Here is a 1,438-nt window from a genome sequence, read left to right on the forward strand (position 1 = left end):
GTGCTTTCCCATCGGTGACGATGATGACGTCGGTGCCGGCGGTGATTGCCGGCGTGCCGCAAATCGCCATCGTGACGCCGCCGACATCGGATGGTTCGGTGGATGCGGCAACGTTGGTCGCCGCACGCCTCGCCGGCGTCGAAACCGTCTACAAATGCGGCGGCGCTCAGGCAGTTGCCGCCGTCGCCTACGGCACGGAGACGGTGAAGCCCGCGCTCAAGATCGTCGGCCCCGGCAGCCCCTGGGTGGTGGCGGCCAAGAGCGTGCTGTCGTCGGTCATCAACACAGGCCTTCCGGCCGGGCCGTCCGAAGCGATCATCTTTGCCGATGACAGCGTCGACGGCGGGCTTGCCGCGCTCGACCTGTTGATCGAAGCCGAGCACGGGCCGGATTCCTCGGCCTATCTGGTGACGCACAGCCGCAAGGTCGCCGAAGCCGCATTGGCTGCAATCCCGGAGCACTGGTCGCGGATGACCGAGCAGCGTGTCGAGTTTTCACGCGCGGTGCTGACCGGCAAGCGCGGTGGCATCGTGCTGACCGCGTCGCTGGAAGACAGCTACCGCTTCATCAACGACTATGCGCCCGAACATCTCGAGATCCTGTCGAAGGAGCCGTTCGCGCATCTCGGGCGCATCACGGAGGCGGCTGAAATCCTGATGGGGCCGCACACGCCGGTGACGCTGGCCAATTTCGTGCTTGGACCCAATGCGGTGCTGCCGACCAGCCGTTGGGCGCGGACCTACGGGCCGCTTTCGGTGACGGATTTCGTCAAGCGCTCGTCGGTCGGCTATGTCACCTCGGTGGCCTATCCGGAACTCGCTCTGCACGCCCGCAGGCTCGCCCGCTACGAGGGCTTCAGCTCGCATGAGAACGCGGTCTCGGAGATCCGCGACCGCTATCTTGCCGGCTGAGCGGAACCGATCGAGATGAAGGCGGCACGACTTTACGGGCCCGGCGATCTGCGCGTCGAGGACATCGCGACGCCGGGCGCGCCGGATGCAGGCTGGGTGAAGCTCAGGGTCGATGCCGCCGGCATCTGCGGTTCGGACCTGCATAATTTCCGCACGGGACAGTGGATAAGCCGGTCGCCTTCGACGGCCGGCCATGAACTCACCGGCACGGTGACCGCCACCGGCGCGGGCGTCGACGCCTTCGCTATCGGTGACAGGGTTGTCGCCGATTCCCGCTTCTGGTGCGGAGACTGCGCGCAATGCCAAGCCGGCAGGCGTCATCTCTGCGCGTCACTGGGCTTCGTCGGAGAAATCTGCGACGGCGGATTTGCCGAACAGGCCGTGCTGCCCGCACGGCTTTTGCATATCATCGATGCCGGGCTCGACGAGCGGGTCGCGGCAATGGCCGAGCCGCTGGCGGTGGCGCTGCACGCGGTGCGGCGCCTGCCGAAAACGACAGGCTTCGTGCTGGTCGTCGGCTGCGGGCC

General features: G+C 66.8%; 2 protein-coding genes. Both read left to right on the forward strand.

Features of this window, described 5'->3' with window-relative positions:
* A partial coding sequence (hisD, locus tag EN949_RS35235; protein WP_127371986.1) for a histidinol dehydrogenase occupies positions 1-911 on the forward strand: 911 nt, incomplete at its 5' end.
* Positions 912-926: 15 nt separating this feature from the next.
* The coding region (locus EN949_RS35240; RefSeq protein WP_164782679.1) for an alcohol dehydrogenase catalytic domain-containing protein at positions 927-1,438 on the forward strand (512 nt) is incomplete at its 3' end.

Origin of the sequence: Mesorhizobium sp. M7A.F.Ca.US.007.01.2.1 (assembly GCF_003998165.1) — a bacterium.
Taxonomy (GTDB): domain Bacteria; phylum Pseudomonadota; class Alphaproteobacteria; order Rhizobiales; family Rhizobiaceae; genus Mesorhizobium; species Mesorhizobium ciceri.